Source organism: Sporosarcina sp. JAI121, from assembly GCF_013408665.1.
In the GTDB taxonomy this organism is placed as follows: Bacteria; Bacillota; Bacilli; order Bacillales_A; family Planococcaceae; genus Sporosarcina.
The window spans coordinates 1,454,795-1,473,159 of sequence record NZ_JACCCL010000001.1 but is presented as its reverse complement, the minus strand read 5'-3'; the positions used below and the strand labels follow the sequence as shown (position 1 = coordinate 1,473,159).

Annotated in this window: 23 protein-coding genes; 1 reads left to right on the top strand and 22 read right to left on the bottom strand. The window is 44.0% G+C overall.

Annotated elements, in window-relative coordinates:
- Positions 1–10: 10 nt before the first annotated feature.
- From recN to HDC33_RS06860, 22 genes are all read right to left on the bottom strand, one after another.
- Positions 11–1,708 carry a DNA repair protein RecN gene (gene recN, locus HDC33_RS06960; protein ID WP_179391750.1) on the bottom strand — a complete coding sequence of 566 codons (1,698 nt, stop codon included), beginning with the start codon at positions 1,706–1,708 and terminating at the stop codon, positions 11–13.
- 15 nt (positions 1,709–1,723) lie between these two features.
- A complete protein-coding gene (gene ahrC / locus HDC33_RS06955; RefSeq protein ID WP_179391749.1) occupies positions 1,724–2,173 on the bottom strand; it encodes a transcriptional regulator AhrC/ArgR in 450 nt (149 codons plus the stop codon).
- Between the two features lie 93 nt (positions 2,174–2,266).
- On the bottom strand, positions 2,267–3,085 hold the full coding sequence (locus tag HDC33_RS06950) for a TlyA family RNA methyltransferase (RefSeq protein WP_179392664.1): 819 nt from the start codon (positions 3,083–3,085) through the stop codon (positions 2,267–2,269).
- Entirely contained in the window at positions 3,085–4,986 is a 1,902-nt protein-coding gene (dxs, locus tag HDC33_RS06945; RefSeq protein ID WP_179392663.1) for a 1-deoxy-D-xylulose-5-phosphate synthase, read from the bottom strand. Before dxs ends, HDC33_RS06950 begins: the two co-directional genes overlap by 1 nt.
- A 96-nt stretch (positions 4,987–5,082) precedes the next feature.
- The gene (locus HDC33_RS06940) at positions 5,083–5,967 is read right to left on the bottom strand and encodes a polyprenyl synthetase family protein (RefSeq protein WP_179391748.1); all 885 of its coding nucleotides are present in this window, start codon (positions 5,965–5,967) and stop codon (positions 5,083–5,085) included.
- The gene (locus HDC33_RS06935) at positions 5,960–6,202 is read right to left on the bottom strand and encodes an exodeoxyribonuclease VII small subunit (RefSeq protein WP_255457311.1); all 243 of its coding nucleotides are present in this window, start codon (positions 6,200–6,202) and stop codon (positions 5,960–5,962) included. The genes HDC33_RS06940 and HDC33_RS06935 overlap by 8 nt, the downstream gene beginning before the upstream one ends.
- Positions 6,203–7,558 carry an exodeoxyribonuclease VII large subunit gene (gene xseA, locus HDC33_RS06930; RefSeq protein WP_179391747.1) on the bottom strand — a complete coding sequence of 452 codons (1,356 nt, stop codon included), beginning with the start codon at positions 7,556–7,558 and terminating at the stop codon, positions 6,203–6,205.
- Positions 7,559–7,630: 72 nt separating this feature from the next.
- Positions 7,631–8,506 carry a bifunctional methylenetetrahydrofolate dehydrogenase/methenyltetrahydrofolate cyclohydrolase FolD gene (folD, locus tag HDC33_RS06925; protein ID WP_179391746.1) on the bottom strand — a complete coding sequence of 292 codons (876 nt, stop codon included), beginning with the start codon at positions 8,504–8,506 and terminating at the stop codon, positions 7,631–7,633.
- 24 nt (positions 8,507–8,530) lie between these two features.
- Positions 8,531–8,911 carry a transcription antitermination factor NusB gene (gene nusB, locus HDC33_RS06920; RefSeq protein WP_179391745.1) on the bottom strand — a complete coding sequence of 127 codons (381 nt, stop codon included), beginning with the start codon at positions 8,909–8,911 and terminating at the stop codon, positions 8,531–8,533.
- 115 nt (positions 8,912–9,026) lie between these two features.
- Positions 9,027–9,428, bottom strand: coding sequence for an Asp23/Gls24 family envelope stress response protein (locus HDC33_RS06915; protein ID WP_370457417.1), 402 nt, complete (start codon positions 9,426–9,428; stop codon positions 9,027–9,029).
- Positions 9,429–9,445: 17 nt separating this feature from the next.
- Complete coding sequence (gene accC / locus HDC33_RS06910) at positions 9,446–10,792, bottom strand: acetyl-CoA carboxylase biotin carboxylase subunit (protein WP_179391744.1); 1,347 nt, start codon at positions 10,790–10,792, stop codon at positions 9,446–9,448.
- Positions 10,793–10,805: 13 nt separating this feature from the next.
- Positions 10,806–11,306 (bottom strand): acetyl-CoA carboxylase biotin carboxyl carrier protein, encoded by a 501-nt coding sequence (gene accB / locus HDC33_RS06905; RefSeq protein ID WP_179391743.1) that lies wholly within the window; start codon positions 11,304–11,306, stop codon positions 10,806–10,808.
- A gap of 225 nt (positions 11,307–11,531) precedes the next feature.
- On the bottom strand, positions 11,532–12,080 hold the full coding sequence (locus HDC33_RS06900; RefSeq protein ID WP_179391742.1) for a SpoIIIAH-like family protein: 549 nt from the start codon (positions 12,078–12,080) through the stop codon (positions 11,532–11,534).
- Positions 12,067–12,537, bottom strand: a complete 471-nt coding sequence (locus tag HDC33_RS06895) for a hypothetical protein (RefSeq protein WP_179391741.1) — start codon at positions 12,535–12,537, stop codon at positions 12,067–12,069. The genes HDC33_RS06900 and HDC33_RS06895 overlap by 14 nt, the downstream gene beginning before the upstream one ends.
- Before the next feature lie 22 nt (positions 12,538–12,559).
- Complete coding sequence (locus HDC33_RS16385) at positions 12,560–12,739, bottom strand: hypothetical protein (protein ID WP_218843172.1); 180 nt, start codon at positions 12,737–12,739, stop codon at positions 12,560–12,562.
- Positions 12,736–13,635 carry a stage III sporulation protein AE gene (locus HDC33_RS06890; protein ID WP_179391740.1) on the bottom strand — a complete coding sequence of 300 codons (900 nt, stop codon included), beginning with the start codon at positions 13,633–13,635 and terminating at the stop codon, positions 12,736–12,738. Before HDC33_RS06890 ends, HDC33_RS16385 begins: the two co-directional genes overlap by 4 nt.
- Positions 13,636–13,651: 16 nt before the next feature.
- On the bottom strand, positions 13,652–14,050 hold the full coding sequence (locus HDC33_RS06885) for a SpoIIIAC/SpoIIIAD family protein (protein WP_179391739.1): 399 nt from the start codon (positions 14,048–14,050) through the stop codon (positions 13,652–13,654).
- On the bottom strand, positions 14,029–14,238 hold the full coding sequence (locus HDC33_RS06880; protein ID WP_179391738.1) for a SpoIIIAC/SpoIIIAD family protein: 210 nt from the start codon (positions 14,236–14,238) through the stop codon (positions 14,029–14,031). Before HDC33_RS06880 ends, HDC33_RS06885 begins: the two co-directional genes overlap by 22 nt.
- 344 nt (positions 14,239–14,582) lie before the next feature.
- Positions 14,583–15,140 carry an elongation factor P gene (efp, locus tag HDC33_RS06875; protein WP_179391737.1) on the bottom strand — a complete coding sequence of 186 codons (558 nt, stop codon included), beginning with the start codon at positions 15,138–15,140 and terminating at the stop codon, positions 14,583–14,585.
- A 25-nt stretch (positions 15,141–15,165) separates the two neighbouring features.
- Positions 15,166–16,275: a M24 family metallopeptidase gene (locus tag HDC33_RS06870; protein ID WP_179391736.1), complete on the bottom strand. Its 1,110-nt coding sequence runs from the start codon at positions 16,273–16,275 to the stop codon at positions 15,166–15,168.
- Complete coding sequence (aroQ, locus tag HDC33_RS06865) at positions 16,229–16,669, bottom strand: type II 3-dehydroquinate dehydratase (protein WP_179392660.1); 441 nt, start codon at positions 16,667–16,669, stop codon at positions 16,229–16,231. The genes HDC33_RS06870 and aroQ overlap by 47 nt, the downstream gene beginning before the upstream one ends.
- Before the next feature lie 62 nt (positions 16,670–16,731).
- Complete coding sequence (locus tag HDC33_RS06860) at positions 16,732–17,160, bottom strand: hypothetical protein (protein WP_179391735.1); 429 nt, start codon at positions 17,158–17,160, stop codon at positions 16,732–16,734.
- 129 nt (positions 17,161–17,289) lie between these two features.
- Between HDC33_RS06860 and HDC33_RS06855 the strand changes: the two genes are divergently transcribed.
- A complete protein-coding gene (locus HDC33_RS06855) occupies positions 17,290–18,267 on the top strand; it encodes a DUF1385 domain-containing protein (RefSeq protein WP_179391734.1) in 978 nt (325 codons plus the stop codon).
- Positions 18,268–18,365 lie beyond the last annotated feature (98 nt).

Sequence of the window (18,365 nt, the reverse complement as noted above, 5' to 3'; positions counted from 1 at the left end):
CACTGAGCGGTTACCGAAACGACTTTTTACGTTCGACTGCCAAATTCAATAATTCTTCCGCATGTTTTAAGGTCAATGGAGTGATTTCAGCCCCGGATAACATTCTGGATAATTCCCCAGTTCTATCCGACTCAACCACATCTTGGATTTCAGTCCTTGTCCTATCCTTTTTAACATCTTTTTTTATGAGATAATGGTGATCAGCCATTGCCGCAACTTGCGGTAAATGCGAAATGCAAAGCACTTGGGAATGGGTTGCAATCATGGCAATCTTTTCTGCAATGGCTTGTGCCACTCTTCCGCTGACACCAGTGTCGACTTCGTCGAAAATAAGTGAAGTGACACCTTGATGTTTTGAAAAAATCGTCTTTAATGCCAGCATGATGCGGGAAATCTCGCCGCCGGAGGCTACCTTCACCATAGGCTTCAATGGTTCTCCCACATTCGTTGAGATTAGGAACGCTACATTATCATACCCGTTCGAATCGAAAGTACCCGCCGCTTTTCGAGTAAATTCCACTTTGAAAGACGCTTTTCCCATGTGAAGCTGTTGCAATTGCTCCATAATAGCATTTTCCAATTGTATCGACGACTCTTGTCGGATAATGGATAGTTCTTCCGCTTCAATTTCAAGGTCTTTCAGGATTTGCGCGAGTTTTTCCTGCTCTGCGGCAAGACGTTCATCCCTGCTTACCAATCCCTCCAAATCATCTGCGATTTTGTCACGATACAACAAAATATCTTCTATCGTTTTACCATATTTTCGTTTCAGTGATATATGAAGAGCAAGGCGCTCTTCGACTAGTTCTAGTCTTGCAGGATCGAATTCCATATCATCAAGTATGCTTTTAAGTTCATGCGCAGTTTCTTGTAATGTATAGAAGCTTGTCGCGATCGTTTCAGCATGCGGTTTCAGCATTTTATCCACTGAAGCCGCATCCTCGATATCACTCATTGCGGAACCGACCCAATCGAGGGCATGTGTATCTCCGCTAATTGAGATGTATGCTGTATTCAAACGCTCATATAAACGGTTGAAATTTTGAAGTTTTTGTTTTTCAGCTTCAAGTTCGTCTTCTTCACCGATTTGTAGGGCGGCAGCGTCTATTTCTTTCAATTGAAATGAATACAAATCGATACGTTGGGCTACTTGTTGTTCATTTTCATCCGCCTTATCAAGCTTTCTCTTTAACTTCAAATAACTTTCATATAACTCGGTATAGTTTTCATATGCATGTGCAATTTTCCCACCTGCGAAATGGTCGAGTAAATGGATATGGCTTCTTTCATGCATCAATTCCTGATTCTCATGCTGACCGTGAATATCAATTAGGTGGGAACCGATTTCCCTCAAAATAGCGATGGTCACCAACTTGCCGTTGACACGGCAAACTGTTTTTCCGTTCGAATTCAAGTCACGTCGCAATATAACAACGCCATCCTGTGCATCAATTCCAAACTCGGCTAGTTTTACAATGACCGGGTGCGTTTCATCTTCAATTGTGAATAGCCCTTCAAGTTCGGCTTTTTGCGCTCCATGACGGATAAATTCCTGTGACCCTCTTCCACCTGCCAGAAGTTGGACAGCATCGATAATGATTGATTTCCCCGCACCTGTTTCCCCAGTCAATACAGTTAAACCTTCGCTAAAAGTAACCTCGAGGTTTTCAATGATTGCGAAGTTCTTAATGGAAATTTCACTTAACAATTGCAGTCACCTCTTTCAAAGCATTGCTAGCAGTTTTTCTTTCACTTGTTGTGTCAGGGTTTCGTCCCGGCAAATAATCAAACATGTATCATCGCCGCAAATTGTTCCGAGAATTTCATCCCATCCGAGATGGTCCATTAAAGATCCGACAGCCTGAGCATTTCCAGGAAGCGTTTTCAAGATAATAAAATAGCCAGCACCGTCAATACTGACAAATGCATCCGTCAGCATACGATGAAGTTTCTGTTCCGTATTGTATTTATGTACGGGTGGAAGGCTGTATTTATAATTACCATTGGATAAAGGGACTTTAATGAGATGCATTTCTTTTATATCCCGTGAAACGGTCGCTTGTGTCACCTCTACGCCTGCTGCTTTTAAACTATCTACAAGCTGGTCTTGTGTTTCTATTTCAAAATTCGAGATAATATCCCGAATGCGTATTTGTCTATGCCCTTTATTCATACCAATCACTCCCATACACAATAATGATATCCTATTTTGTACTTTAACATCGAATTTTGTACACAACAACAAAAGCGCGCAACTTAATGCGCGCTATTGCAAGTTTTTGTAAGCGTCATCGACAAGTTTGTCGAAGTCAACATCATCGAATGACGTCGTGGCATTGTCCTCAGAAGTCAGATGAAACAGAAACTCGATGTTCCCTTCTCCCCCCGTGACAGGTGAGAATGAAATTCCGCGTAGACTGAAACCTTCTTCTATAGATGCCTCCGCGATTTTTTTTAATACTTCAAGATGTACGGACTTTTCCCTGACGACTCCTTTTTTGCCCACTTTCCCTTTGCCCGCTTCGAATTGTGGCTTAACAAGCACCATAACATCACCACCATTTGCAATGATACGTTTCAAAGCAGGCAGGATTAGTGTCAATGAAATGAAGGAAACATCAATTGTCGCAAATTGGGGTATGCCTTCAGTGAATAGTTCCGGCGTAGCGTGTCTGAAGTTTGTTCTCTCCATAACTGTGACACGCGGGTCTTGACGTATTTTCCAAGCTAATTGATTGTACCCGACATCAAGTGCGTAACAATGTGCCGCTCCGTTTTGTAGAGCGCAGTCTGTAAATCCGCCCGTCGATGAACCGATATCAAGTACAATCTTGCCTTCCACATCAGCATCGAACAGTTCAAGCGCTTTTTCCAACTTCAAGCCGCCCCTGCTAACATATTTCAGTTTCGAGCCTTTTACCATTAGCGGTGCATCCGCTGCAATTTTCTCACCCGGTTTATCGAGTCTGGTTTCGGCGGAAAAGACGATACCTGCCATAATAGATCGTTTTGCTTGCTCCCTCGTTTCAAAGAGGCCGCGCGCGACCAAGAGGACATCGACCCGCTCTTTTTCAATACGATTAATCATACTTGTTCCCTTTCAACTGCATGCTTTTTCACAAGGATTTCCAAATCATCAGCTAAATGACCTGCTGTCATACCAATTTCGGCCAGCAGCTCTTCGACATTGCCATGCTCGATGAATCGATCCGGAATACCCATCCGCTGAATCGGTATGACAGTCTGCTGGGAATCGTGTGCATATTCAAGTACAGCACTTCCGAAACCGCCTGCGAGGACCGCTTCTTCCACTGTCATGATTGGCATGCCTGTTGCAAAAAGCCGGTCCAGCATTGCAGTATCGAGCGGCTTGATAAATCTTGCATTGATTACTTTGACATGAATTCCTTTTGCAGCTAATGTTTCAGCCGCTTCCAGCGCCATCGGAATTGATGTTCCGAATGTCAGGACAGCAACGTCATGTCCTTCACGCAGCACTTCCCATGTACCAATCGGGATTGGGCGCAACGTTTCGTCCAGTGGTACACCTAGTCCGTTACCCCTCGGATAGCGTAATACAATGGGACCTTCATTGTAATCTATAGCAGTTTTCACCATATGCTGCCCTTCATTTTCGTCTTTCGGCATCATGATGACCAAATTCGGCATATGTCTTAAGAATGCGATATCAAAGACACCTTGATGAGTTTCACCATCCGCCCCTACGAGACCTGCACGGTCGATTCCGATAAAAACATTCAAGTTCTGCCTTGAAATGTCGTGCAGCATCTGATCATAAGCACGTTGCATGAATGTCGAATAAATCGCAAGGAAAGGTTTCATCCCTTGCGTCGCAAGTCCCGCCGCCATCGTTGTAGCATGCTGTTCGGCGATGCCGACATCGAAGAAACGATCGGGAAATTCAGATGCAAATGATTCGAGCTTCGAACCGACAGGCATTGCCGGTGTTATTGCCACGATACGCCTGTCCTCACGTGCGATGTTCCGGACTGTTTCTGCAATGAGTCCACTCCATGAAGGCGCCACGGAAGAAGATTTGATGAGATCGCCGGTTTCAATCTTATAAGGTCCCGTACCATGCCAGGTACCTCTTTTATCGTCCTCTGCAGGACGGAATCCTTTGCCTTTTTTCGTAATGACGTGCAGAAGGACAGGTCCTTCCGTCTTCTTCGCGTATTGAATATTGCGTTCAAGGTCATTAAAGTCATGGCCATCAATCGGACCAAGATAGGTGAAACCGAGTTCTTCAAAAAAGATGCCCGAAACTAGCAGGTATTTCAAACTGTCTTTCACTCGTTCCGCAGCAGATGCAAGTTTACCGCCAACCGCCGGAATCTTTTTTAAAATATATTCAAGTTCATCTTTGGCACTATTGTACTTTCCGGCAGTTCTCAATTTCCCAAGAACAGCGTGAAGTGCACCGACGTTCGGGGCAATCGACATTTCGTTGTCATTCAAAATGACAATCATATTCGTTTTCGCATGACCGATATGATTAAGTGCTTCCAGTGCCATTCCGCCGGTAAGTGCACCATCACCGATGATCGGAATAACAAAATTCGAATCGCCTTTCACATCCCTTGCAGCCGCCATTCCCATTGCAGCAGACAGTGAAGTGGAACTGTGTCCTGTTTCCCATACGTCATGTTCGCTCTCAATCATTTTTGGAAATCCGCATAAACCTTTATATTGCCTTAATGAATCAAAATCACATGCACGCCCTGTTAAAATTTTATGGACATACGCCTGGTGACCGACATCCCAGATGATTTTATCGTCTGGACTATCAAATATCCGATGCAGCATAATCGTCAATTCAACTACACCAAGATTCGGACCGATATGACCGCCGGTAACAGAAAGCTTTTCAATAAGAAATTTACGGATATCTTCAGCAAGCTGCGTCATCTGATCCTTATTGAGTTTTTTTATAAAAGATGGACTAGTAATTTCAGTGAGTTCCATCATTATCACACACCTTCACATATTAATTGCCATTGTTGTTATTGCGCTGACTACATTATATCAAGTAGGACGACCAGCACAACATTTACGTTCCCTTTACGACTTACGATTCACGATATAATCCGCGAATAATCCAAGCATGGGATGCTCCGCTTCCAAAAATGCAATTGATTCTTTTGCGAATTGGTGATGTTCTTCAAGCCGCTCTACTGCACCTTCCAAACCAAGCAGCGATGGATAAGTCGACTTGTCACTTGTCGCGTCGCTACCCACAGTCTTTCCGAGTTCTTCTGTTGTAGACGTGATATCTAGAATATCGTCCTGTATTTGGAATGCAAGTCCGATGTTATAAGCAAACCTTTTCAATTCCGCTGATTTTTCTTCATCCAGACCGGCTAATATCGCACCGGCTTCGATACAGAATGATAACAAGGCACCCGTTTTATTGATATGAACAGTTTCGAGTTCTGATAGAGATAACTTTTTTGTCTCCCCTTCAATATCCAGCACCTGTCCGCCGACCATGCCCGTGGCCCCCGATGCGTCCGCGAGTAAACGGATGATGCGGAGAGCGTCCAGAGCGGATGTCTCTTGTAGATGTGTCAGACTGCCGAATGCTAGGGCCTGAAGTGCATCTCCTGCAAGAACCGCGACAGCTTCCCCGTAAACGATATGATTCGTTGGTTTACCGCGTCTGAAGTCGTCATCATCCATACAAGGCAAATCATCGTGGATTAGGGAATACGTATGTACCAATTCGACTGCACATGCTACCGTCAAGGCGTCTTCTGTAAGGGCACCGAGGTCTTCGAGCGTGGCTAGTACGAGGAGTGGTCGGATTCGCTTCCCGCCGGCATTGATTGAATAGGTCATCGAGGACTTCAATGATTCCGATACATTTGAGGCTGCAAGCATGCTATTAAGCCTGTCGTCGATAACAGGAATTTTTTCTGTGATGAATCGCTGCAGTTTTTCATTCATTCGAATCAGTTCCTTTTGCCGGATTGAATTCCGTCTTATTTCCTTCTTTATCAATAATGGAAATGAGCTGTTTTTCAGCGTCCTGTAATTTGCCGTGGCAATACGCGGAAAGTTCCATCCCTTTTTTGTAAAGCGTGATGGCATCTTCAAGTGGCACATCGCCCGTCTCAAGCTTCTGGACGACTTCTTCTAATTTAAGCATCGCTTCCTCAAAGCGAATCGGCTCGTTTCCCAATTATATTTCCTCCCCTTCGTTTATTGTTATCGATTGGACGGTTGCATCTGCTATTCCATCTTGTAAGCGAATTTGGATGTTTTCTCCAATCTTGATGGATTGGACAGAATTTGCAACTTCGTTATTATGATAAACAATTGAATAACCGCGCTCCATGATCGTAAGCGGATTCAGTGCCTTGAGCATACGGACGGATGCGTGAAAGCGGTCACTGCGCATGCGGACATCTTGCTGGACGCCTCTTGTCAGGCGTTCCGTCAATAACGACACATTGCGGTGCCCTTCCCTGATTCGCTGTTCCGGCGAAAAAGTGGATAGCATGCTGCTTAATCGTTGATATTGTGATGTTCGGTAACCGGTTATATCCTGCCCACTACGTACTAGCCTTCCTTCGAGCCCTAGCAGTCTTTCGGTGAAAGGCCGGTAAAGTCGTTCCGGAAATTGAAGTGGATAGGAAGTTTGTAAATTTGTTAGCCGTTTCCGTTCATTTTTAATTTGGTTGGACAGCGTACTGTAAATAGCTCGTTTGCGGTCTAGGACTCTTTCAAACAGTTCATCTCGGGCTGGAACGGCCATTTCAGCAGCTGCTGTTGGCGTAGGTGCTCGTCTATCCGACACGAAATCGGCAATTGTCGTATCCGTCTCGTGGCCGACAGCGCTGATTACCGGAATTCGGCAGGAGAATATCGCGCGTGCAACCGATTCTTCGTTGAACGCCCACAAATCTTCGATGGAACCGCCGCCGCGTCCAACGATAAGAACATCGATTGAACCATAGGCATCTGCCTGTTCAATTGATGTGATGATAGATGGAGCCGCCTGTGGTCCTTGTACAACCGCCGGAAATAAAATGATTTCAGCAAGAGGATAGCGTCTTTCAATTGTTGAACAAATATCTTGGATTGCCGCACCCGTTTGCGCTGTAACTACACCAATCTTTTGCGGATACAAGGGCAATGGAATCTTCCAACGCGCATCGAAGAGTCCTTCTTTCCCAAGACTTTCTTTCAATTGTTCAAATGCTAGATAAAGTGCACCTATACCATCCGGCTGCATGGATTGTACATACAATTGATAGTTACCGCTTGTCTCAAAGACTGTTACATCGCCAGTGATGAGCACATTCATGCCATTTTCTGGCCTGAATTTTAGTCCGGCTGCGCTTGAACGGAACATTGCTGACTGGATCCGGCTCTTTTCATCTTTTAACGTGAAATAAATATGACCGCTCGGGTGGCTTTTAACATTCGATAATTCCCCTTTGACATAGACGTTACGTAAATGGGGATCCGCATCGAACTTTCGTTTTATGTATTTTGTTAATGCTTGTACAGATAGATGTGGGTTTCCGGCCAACAGTCCCGCCTCCCGATTCTTGACGTATAGAAACGCTGTCTTTTCAATGAAAAACAGCGTCCGTCCGTTTTTTTATAGTTGTTGCGTGCATCTTCCTTCTTGTGAAGCTTTTTCTGCACTATGAAGAGTATTTTTCAGTAACATTGTAATTGTCATCGGACCTACTCCACCCGGGACAGGCGTGATTGCAGATGCCTTCGTTTTTGCTGAATCGAAATCAACATCTCCGCACAATTTGCCGTTCTCATCTCGGTTCATGCCGACATCGATTACGACACTACCTTCTTTCACATGCTCATCAGTAATGAATTTTGTTTTTCCGATTGCAACGATAAGAATGTCCGCCTGTTTTGTAAATGATGCTAGATCTTTCGTTTTTGAATGGCAGTATGTCACAGTAGCGTCCCGCTGCAATAGCAATTGACCCATCGGTTTTCCGACGATGTTGCTGCGCCCTACGATAACAGCGTGCTTCCCACTTATTTCAGTACCCGTCCGTTCTAGAAGCTTGATGATGCCATATGGCGTACAGGATAGAAATGCATGTTGTCCAATGATCATTTTCCCGACATTTTCAGGATGGAATCCATCTACGTCTTTTGCAGGGTCTATGGCACGAATGACAAGGTTTTCGTCGATATGCTCCGGTAATGGGAGCTGAACCAGAATACCGTGGATTGAATCATCATTGTTCAATCTTGTGACGTGATCAAGTAACTCTTTTTCAGAAACAGTAATTGGAAGTTCAATCAATTCCGATTTCATACCTGCTTCCAGACTCGATTTCTGTTTATTTTTCACATATGTACGGGAGGCTTGATTATCGCCAACGAGGACGACCGCAAGTCCAGGTTGACAACCTTTTTCCTTCAGTGCAGTGACCCTTTCTTTGATTTCTTCCCGGATTTCTTCCCCGATTGCTCTTCCATCGATCAGTTTCCCAGTCATCATGATTCCTCCAAATAGCTTGAATTATTTTTCTTCGAATTTTGAGAGCACGCCATTAACAAAACGGCCTGATTTTTCATCACCGAATGTTTTGCATAACTCGATCGCCTCATTCAATACCACCCTGTGCGGTACTTCTTCATTGAACAGTAGTTCATAGACTGCAATCCTCAGGACGGTCCGTTCAATTTTCGGAAGTCGGTCCAATGACCAGTTTTCCAACTTTTCGGCCAGGACTTCATCTATTGCTTCTTTATTTTGCACAGTTCCCCGTACAAGCTGTTCATAGAAGCGGCTCGCCGGCTCTTCAATAATATAGTTAATGGCTTCATCTACACTCAATTCCGTATTATCAAGCTGAAAAAGTGTTTGGACTGCTTTTTCACGTGCTTCTCTTCGTTTCATATTAATATTCTCCTCCACTACCGTGTCTCTAGGGCATTATCATAGCATAAACAGGTTGTCCGAATACAGTAAGACAAGTTGAAAAGCATCATCCAGCTGGACGATGCTTTTCAGATCATACCATTTCGGCTCCAGTCTCAAACTGAATCCCTGTTATATGGACATTGACTTCTTTCGTTTCAAGGGAAGTCATGTGGAATATGGCATGACGAATTTGTTTTTGGATTTCCAAGGCGATGGCAGGGACGGAATAGCCATATTCAACAACGCAGTATACGTCAATCGTTAAGCCATCCTCGGACCATTCTGTTTTTACGCCTTTTCCATGGTTCACTTTACCGAACTTTTCCGCAACACCCGTAGCAAAATTACCTCTTGTATCCGCAACGCCTTTTATTTCCGTCGTTGCTATTCCGATAATCACCTCAAGAACTTCAGGAGCAAGCTGGACACGTCCAAGCTCACTGTTTCCAGTTGGAGCCATTCCGACTAATGTGGGAATTGTTTTGTCAGACAATCCGATTCTCCTCCTTGTTAGTTCATAATCGTATATTTTTCAAGGAATTTTGTATCGAAATCCCCTGATTCAAAGACTTCGTTACCCATAAGTTTCAAATGGAACGGGATTGTCGTATCGACACCTTCGATGATGAATTCATCAAGAGCCCGTTTCATCCTGGCGACCGCTTCTTCCCTCGTATCCCCATGAACAATCAATTTCGCAACCATAGAATCGTAAAACGGCGGTATGGAATAGCCTGTATACATCGCTGAATCCACTCGAACACCAAAGCCGCCTGGAGGCATGTACATCGTGACTTTCCCCGGTGACGGCATAAAGTTTTTCGAAGGATTTTCCGCATTGATGCGGCATTCGATTGACCAGCCGGTGATTTTGATATCTTCCTGACGATAGGCCAGTTTTTCACCCGACGCGATTTTCAGTTGCTGTTTCACCAAATCGATACCTGTAACCATTTCTGTTATCGTATGTTCCACTTGAATCCGGGTATTCATTTCCATGAAGTAGAACTTTTGATTGATATGATCGAAAATGAATTCAACTGTTCCGGCTCCACGATAATTAACCGCTTCTGCCGCTATTACCGCCGCTTCTCCGACTGCCTGTCTCAGTTCAGGCGTCAATGCCGGTGATGGTGCTTCCTCGACGAGTTTCTGCATTCTGCGCTGAATGGAACAGTCGCGTTCGCCAAGATGGATCGTATTACCGTATTTGTCCGCGAGTATTTGAACTTCGACATGACGGAAGACTTCAATATATTTCTCCAGGTAGACGCCCGGATTGCCGAAAGCGGCTGCTGCTTCTTTTTGTGTAATTTTGATTCCTTTGATCAGCTCTTCAGGATCTCGTGCCACTCGTATCCCTTTTCCGCCGCCGCCTGCCGTTGCTTTGATGATAACAGGAAAACCAATTTCTTCGGCGATTCGAAGACCTTCTGTTTCATCAGCAACGATTCCAGTAGACCCCGGCACAATCGGAACGCCTGCTTCCCGCATCGTTTCACGTGCTACGTCTTTCGTACCCATCCGTGAAATTGAATCCGCGGTAGGTCCGATGAATTCGATGTTGACTTCTTCACATAGTTCCGCAAAACTCGCATTTTCAGCAAGGAATCCATATCCAGGATGAATTCCATCACAACCGGTTAATTTTGCAACACTGATGATATTAGAAAAGTTAAGATAACTGTCTTTGGATAATTTTGGACCGATGCAATAAGCTTCATCCGCTAATTCCACGTGAAGAGCATCTTGGTCAGCTTCAGAATACACCGCGACCGTTTTGATACCAAGCTCTTTACAGGCCCTGATGATACGTACGGCGATTTCACCGCGATTGGCTATTAATACTTTTTTCATTAACTTTTCCCCCTTAATTAGCTTTTACAAGGAAGAGGGGTTGCCCGTATTCAACAAGTTGTCCGTCTTTTACAAGAACCTCGACGATTTCCCCTGAAACTTCCGCTTCAATTTCATTGAAAAGTTTCATTGCTTCTACGATGCACACGATGGCTTCAGGTTTCACTTTATCACCATTCTGCACATATGCTGGTACATCTGGTGAAGATGCAGAATAAAACGTCCCGACCATAGGTGAAACGATTTTGTGTAAAGAAGGATCTTCCGTTGGTGTTGCAGCTTCAGGTGCAACTGACGTTTCTTGCAGAGGTACAATAACTTCTTCCGGCTTCTTTACTTGGGCAACCGCAACTTCCTGTTGAACAGGCGGTGCCGTCTCTACGATTACAGCTGGTCGCTGGTCATCGCCTTTTTTCAATTCCAATTTCGCGCCTTCTGATTCATAAGAAAACTTTGCAATTGAAGATTGATCAATTAGTTTAATAATTTCACGGATTTCTTGGATTTTTAACATGATCGATTCTCCTGACTCCATTATAATTACGTTCTTTAACTATTTTAGCCGTTTTCACTCCACAATGAAATAGATAATAGTCATTTGTCTTAAAGTTTGCTTCTAAAATAACGAAAGCGTCGGAGTTTGGAGTGTAATCTCTGTGTCGTAACTTATCCATAATAAGAGATTTTATAATTTCATGGACGAAAAAAAGACCCTTTTTAGGGCCTTCAATTTTCTTACTTATTCAGAGTCGCCTGTGAAGCTGACTTGCACCATCTTTGCATCTTTCCAGCTTGTCTTGACGTAATGAACGATTTCATCCGCCATTTGTGCTGATTGACCTTCAGTGGAAAGGACAGTCACTTTTACTTCGCCGTCTTCATTGTGTACGAACGCTTCGGGATATCCCAACGCTTTTATTTGTAACTCCATGAGCGCTTCTGCCGATTCGCGTTTAGACAACTCACCCATCTCTTCGAATACTTTGTTTTTTTCCTCGGCCGTATAATCGGAGGATGTCATTTTAGTCATTAATTGCTCTTCCATCTTACTCCGTTCATTGCGGACCTCCATCCGCATTTCTTGGAAAAGTAGCGCTTCCGCAAAGACGGGTTGTGTCTTCTCCGCATCACTCTTTTTCTCTGCCAACTGTATGGCTTTCTCTGAATCTTTGAAGATGGTGATCCCGTCGAACGGCATCGGTGCTTTTTCTTTGATGTAATAGATTGAGATGACTGCAACCAGGCTTAGCAATGTTAAAAACCATACTGTTCTTTTATTCGTTTTCATTAGTGTTCCCCCTTTTCTCCATTTCAACGATGACGATTCGATGTTCGGGCAGCTGAAGGACGGTCGACAAAATGTGGGATAGTTCAGTTTGAATCTTAAAGTCTTCCGCACCTTCTGCAACGACTAGAATGCCTTGCAACTTATTTCCTTTATTGGTCGATGCTGTGGACGTTGAAAAGTAATCGGATAGCGGATTGGCAGGTTCTCTGTTTTCATAATGAAAGTAAAGTGAGACCTTCCCGATCCCTTCAATTCTCATCAGCGCCTCTTCTAGTGCTGCATATTCCCGGCTCTCCTCCTTCTTTCCCTTCTCTCCCCCGATGACGCCAAGACTGGAATTGATGAAAATGATGACCAGGATAACAATAGTGCCGAGGAAGATCGTATGAATTTTTCTTTTCGGTTTTTCCATATCATCACCATTTTCGTTCATTGAGCCGCTTGTACGACCTGTCATCAATGATTCATATTATGCAGTTTCAAGAGAGGCTATGACCAAAAATATTGAAGATTGATTGAATCATCCAGATTCCCATGGCAAGTTTAATGATCGGCATAAAATCTTCTTCCGTTTCTTCTGGCAGTAACAATAGGAGTGTTGAGGATAGAAGAGTAATCAGCAGGACACCAATTAAAAAGATTCCATTTCCTAGCCTCATTTCATTGAAGTAATCAACTTCACAAGAATGATTGAAAATAGTGCCGTGTAGATAAATGCGAAAGCGATAAGAAAAGAAACGGCGCACAACACGAACAAAGTCCTTCCGATATCATCCAAAATCCCGGTGATATCTTCATTCGCGAATGGCTCGATAAGCGCAGCCGTCCATCTATAAAAGAATGCCGTAAGTAATGTCTTGAACGACGGAATAAGCGCAACCGTCCATATTGCGGAAATAAGCCATCCCCCTGCGAAAACACTGGCTCCCGATGAATAACGTCCGATCGTCCCCATACTATCAGTCATGAATGAGCCAATTAGCGGGACGTTTTGCCGGATGAGTTCCTTGATCGGCTCACTCGCTAACCCTGTGAGTGCCCATGACATGGTCCCTCCTACAGTGATAAAAATGGAATAAGCGGCAACAACGGCTGAAACAGCGCCGAGAAGGGTCGTCCGAATCAAATCCGCCATTTTAGTAAACGGAACAGCGGGTAATATCCTTGATACAAGATCAAAAATTAGTGCGCCCGTCAACAACGGGATTAGTATACGTTCCGTCAGGACAATCGCGCCATTCGCAAATAGCAGCATCGCCGGCTGAAAATTCAGCATGCTGAATGCCCCACCTGCCGCAATCATGCTTGCTGTCAATATCGGGTAAATCGAGATGAACATCATTGATATTGAATGTGCAATATCACGGATAAGCGTCAGATGTTCAAACGCTGGCTGTAAAACGACGATCACTACAATGAAAATCAGAATCATCCTCGTCCATTTCGAAAAAGAAGGGAATAGGAAATCCACCAGCAGTGCCATAAAAGTTGAAATGATAACAATGACGAAACTTGATAATACGGTTCCGAGTATCGTTTCTATAAAAGAGATCATGGATGGCCCCGTCCGTTCATTTTGTAATGAGTTTTGAAAGTAGATCGATAAGTGTGGCTGTCTGCTGCATCCACAATGTAAGAATCGCGATTTTTACAGCGAAATGAGTCATCGAAGCAAGAGAACCATAACCTGCCTCTGAAATGTGTTTTGCGATGAGCTCGGATACATAAAAAAGTATGGCACTGCCGATCAATAATTTTGCAAATGGTTCCGGTAACGGTTCAAACAATGCCACAAAATACTTCCCGAACGGAAAAACGATTGTGTTAAGCAAGTGGAATAAAAAGTAGAAAAAAATGGCTGCATACAGCAACGGTTGCAATTTAGGTACGGAAAATGAAATGAGGAGGAGAATCAGGAAGACGACAATTGACTGAACTAGAATTATCATCAGACCGTCATCGATAACCACTGGAAAAACTCCGTGATTTCCGTGAAGAAAATCTTCAGGAAGCGAAGCATTTCGGCAGTGATATAAATATAAGCGATGAAAAACAGGAAAAAAGAAAATTCCTTTCTGCCGGTCTGCTCGAAGAAAATATGCAGAAAACCGATGACTAAACCGATACCGGCAATACGCAGTAAATCATTTAATTCCATCCGGTATTCCCCCCATGGCACTATCCTATGTGCCGAGGTCGCCCCATATGAAAAAAACACCTTGCTTCCCGATTGGGGTGCAAGGTGTTTAGAATTTTAGTAAGCTAGTTATGTAATTAGACGGCGTCCCTAATTATGGTCTAGCCCCAACGGCCAAACGCTCGGGTCATAAGGCAGTTCAGCTAGGAAGGGGTGAACAGCATCTTCCCTTGGTAAAGGTCACCGCTTCGCCGTTCTGCCTTACGCCTGTCGCGTCTGAGCAGGCCGTTACCGCTAAGGCCTACAGGATGTAGGTCATGCAAGTCGTTGCCACAGGACGTGGCGCTCTTACACTGCGTTCCTAATTATGCTCTTGAAACGTATTCGGATTCTACTGTATTGATAATAAGTTTATCTCCGACGTTGACAAAGAATGGTACTTGGACGACAACGCCCGTTTCCATTTTCGCTGGCTTGGAACCGCCACTCGCTGTATCGCCCTTAATGCCCGGTTCAGTTTCTGCAACTTCCAGCACGACTGTCACTGGCAGTTCAACCCCGAGTACTTCTTCTTTAAATAGAATAACATGGACTTCCATATTTTCTTTCAAGAACATCAATTCGTCTTCAATCTGCTTTTCAGGAAGTTCAATCTGTTCATACGATTCATTATCCATAAAGACATGATCGTCCCCGTTTGCATAAAGGTATTGCATGCGGCGGTTATCGATTTGCGCTTTCGCAACCTTTTCTCCTGCACGGAATGTTTTTTCATTGACGTTTCCGGAACGAAGGTTACGGAGTTTCGAACGTACGAACGCTGCACCTTTACCTGGTTTAACGTGTTGGAAATCCATTACGCGCCATATGTCGCCGTCAAATTCAATTGTAAGTCCTGTTTTAAATTCGTTTACTGAAATCAAAGTGATTCCTCCAATGAATAATAGATTATAAAATAAGTAGTTCTTTTGTTGAATGCGTTAAACGCTCATTACCATTTGCCGTCAAGATAATATCGTCTTCGATGCGTACGCCTCCGATTCCAGGCAAATAGATGCCCGGCTCGACCGTAACGACCATATTCGGTACAAGCACCGTCTCAGAGCGGAAAGATAGTCCAGGCCCTTCGTGCACTTCCAGACCGATACCATGTCCTGTTGAATGCCCGAATGCCTCACCATACCCTTTGGTCTTGATATAATCACGCGCAATCGCGTCCGCTTCTATTCCCGTCATACCCGGTTTAATCTCTTTTAAAGCAAGTTCTTGCGCTGCTAGCGTCACTTCGTAGATCTTTTTCAATTTATCCGAAGGTTCCCCTACAGCAACTGTACGTGTTATGTCAGAAATATAGCCTTCATATAATGCACCGAAGTCCAATGTAACAAGTTCTCCCGATTCAATCACTTTTTCTGTTGCCACACCGTGCGGTAATGCACCGCGTAAGCCGGATGCAACGATAATTGAGAATGAGGAGGATGTTGCTCCTTGTTTACGCATGAAAAACTCAAGTTCATTCGACACTTCCAGTTCACTCACACCCGGTTTGATGAACGTGCAAATATGCGCAAATGCATCATCGGCAATTTTAGCAGCTTTTTTCAAAATAAGCAGCTCATCTTCCGTTTTAACCATGCGCAGTTTTTCAACGAGACCCGAAACCGGTTTCAGCTCCGCCTCGATTTTTTCATTATACAACTCATAAAGACCAAAAGACATATCATCTTTTTCAAAACCGACCGTACGAAGATTCATGTTTTTCACTTGCGTTGCCACTTCTTCAATGATAGTTGTCGTATGTTGAACTAGACGGAAACCGCTAATCTCTTTTTCCGCCTGTTCTGTGTAACGGAAGTCTGTGATGAACACTGCATCATTGGTAGAGATAAGAGCAAGCCCCGCTGTTCCAGTGAATCCCGTTATATAACGACGGTTGAATTCGTTTGTGACAAGCAGTGCATCGATATCATGTTCTTTTAACAATTGCCGCAGTTTTGTCAATTTCACAGTTTCATACCCCTTTTCCCCGGAGAAGGAAAGCTTGGTAGGCAAGTTCATATCCGTCCGTGCCAAATCCGGATATTTGACCGATACAGACCGGTGCAATAACGGAATTCTGTCTGAAGGGTTCCCGGCTATGTATATTGGAAATGTGGATTTCAATGACCGGTACAGTGATTGACGCAACAGCATCACGCAATGCGATGCTATAATGCGTAAACGCACCCGGATTGAAGATGATGCCATCGAGACCGATGTCTTCCGCTTCATGGATTTTGTCGACTAAGGCACCTTCCCAATTCGATTGGTAGAAGGCAAGTTCAACATCCTGCGCCAGTGCAATCTTATCTAGTTTACTTTCAACATCTGCCAATGTTTCCGCACCGTAAATACCCGGCTCCCTTTTGCCAAGCCTGTTAAGATTGGGTCCGTTCAAAATAAGTAGCTTCACCACCGCACCATTCCCTTCACCGTAGTCTTTCTCATTTTAGCATATCGTTCTTTTGTCGCAACTCATTTCGCACTTTCACTTGAAATTTTCTTCATATAAACGGCCGTACCGGTAATAAACCTGAATACTATGGCCATTATAGCAAAGTAAGGGATTGATATCGATTTGAGTGCTGCTACTGGGGTTTTCGGTGAGCCTATCGTCCATTCAACCGTAAATACAACGATAACCCCAAGGAGTATTGCCGTAACAGAGGGTGGAATCGATGTTGTGAATGAAACTGCGAAGTATACGATGGCGAATAATAATGAGAGTGCTATGAAAAGTAATGTCCATTTAATCGTAAAATGTTCGGCTTCGAACAAATGCCATTTTTTTGCCCAACCGACAGGTGACCAACTGATGAAGTTGAACAATTGTAAAAACTTAAGAGCTGCCGTAGTAAAAAAAGCACCGACCAACGCGGTCCACATTAAAGTTTTATTAATCAAGTAAATCCCTCCTGCATAAAGTGTCGGGAGGATCAGAACATTTTAAACATCACAGTGGAGTGTATCGTGATTATTTAGTATAATGAATCATATGCTTTAGCCGATATGAGAGAAAGTGTGGGTAAATGTATGAAAAAAGGACAACAAACTCCCGCTTACGGAGGTCAAGCTCTTGTCGAAGGTGTTATGTTCGGCGGGAAATATCATACGGTGGCCGCTGTCAGACGGAAAGACGATTCGATCGATTACTTCCATCTGCCAAAAGAAAAGAATAATATTCGGATGAAATTGAAGAAAATCCCGTTTGTTCGTGGTATTGTTGCGCTGATCGAATCGGCTGGCGTCGGATCGCGGCATTTAACATTTTCGAGTGAACGTTATGATGTCATGCCCGGCGATGAAGTGGTTAAGGAAAAAGAAGAGACTTCCAAATTGACGATGGTACTCGGCGTTGCCGTTGTCGGTGTCTTATCCTTACTATTCGGGAAGTTCGTCTTCACCCTCATCCCCGTATTTCTAGCGCAAGCGCTGCTGTTTATCGCGCCCGGGAAAACAGAGCAAATTTTACTTGAAAGTCTGTTCAAACTTATTTTGTTATTATCGTATATTTCACTCATATCTATGACCCCACTCATTAAACGCGTGTTCCAATACCATGGTGCGGAACATAAGGTGATCAACGCATATGAAAATAATCTGCCGATGACCATTGAAAATGTACAAGCACAATCGAGGCTGCATTTCCGTTGTGGTAGCAGTTTCATGCTTTTCACGGTGATTGTCGGCATGTTTATTTACTTCCTCGTACCGACTGATCCATTTTGGTTGCGTATTGTAAACCGGATTCTTCTCATTCCCGTCGTACTCGGCATCTCCTTTGAAGTGTTGCAATTGACGAACTCCCTCCGAAATATTCCGGTGCTGAAATATTTAGGCTATCCAGGTCTGTGGTTGCAGTTGTTGACAACGAAAGAACCGGATGATCAGCAAGTGGAAGTAGCGATTGCGTCATTTGAAAGATTGTTGGAGATAGAAGAATTCGGTGTTGAAGCAATGAAGGTTGCTACGAAGGCAGATTCTGAAACAGGAACTGTTCCCGTAACTTAAGATAGCGGAAGCTGCCAATTATGGCTGCTTCCGCTTTTTCATTTGTTTATTGTCTAGTCTGCAGCGCCCAGACGCTCAGAGGCGTGCCGGATGCGGGT